Source organism: Blautia sp. CAG:257 (assembly GCF_000433815.1).
Classification (GTDB): domain Bacteria; phylum Bacillota; class Clostridia; order Lachnospirales; family Lachnospiraceae; genus Blautia_A; species Blautia_A caecimuris.
Genome location: NZ_HF999109.1, coordinates 1,947 through 2,600, shown reverse-complemented (window position 1 = coordinate 2,600; position 654 = coordinate 1,947). Strand labels below are relative to the sequence as shown.

Annotated in this window: 1 protein-coding gene; it reads right to left on the bottom strand. The window is 43.6% G+C overall.

The genetic code is table 11. The features are described from left to right. Window positions 1–32 precede the first annotated feature (32 nt). The coding region (locus QVP40_RS12195; protein ID WP_288200552.1) for an ABC transporter permease at window positions 33–654 on the bottom strand (622 nt) is incomplete at its 5' end.

Genomic DNA, 654 nt, shown 5'->3' with positions numbered 1-654 from the left:
GTTCTCTCCCACAGGAAAACCCTTATATCATCTCAGTTTCTTCTCAGCGCTTCAATAGGACTGAGCTTCGCTGCCTTTCTCGCAGGGTAAATTCCAAAGAATACACCAACTGCACAGGAAAACAGAGTTGCAAACATAATTGTGCTGAGACTGATTCCGGGACTGATCACCATCTGCATACTTGCGCTTATAACGCTGCAGATTCCATATGCTCCGATAATTCCCAGAATAATTCCGATCACTCCTCCAATCACAGTAAGAATGGCTGCTTCTGCCAGAAACTGCATCATAATGGAAGAGGTTTTTGCTCCAAGAGATTTTCGGATACCGATCTCCCTTGTCCTTTCCGTTACAGAAACAAGCATGATATTCATAACGCCGATTCCTCCTACCAGCAGGGAAATTCCTGCTACAAAGGAAATGAATGCAGTTACCATGCCAAGCATCTGGTTCATGGATTTCATAACATCCTGGAAATTCTGGATCTGGAAATAATCATCTCCTGCACTCTGGTGGTTCTTCTCCAGCAGATGAACGATCTCATTGGCAACCTTCTGAGAGTCCAGACTTGTATCCACCTGAACAGTCATGGAATAAAAATAGTCCACATCTCCTACCAGCTCATTCATTGCAGAATAGGGAATATTTACTGTT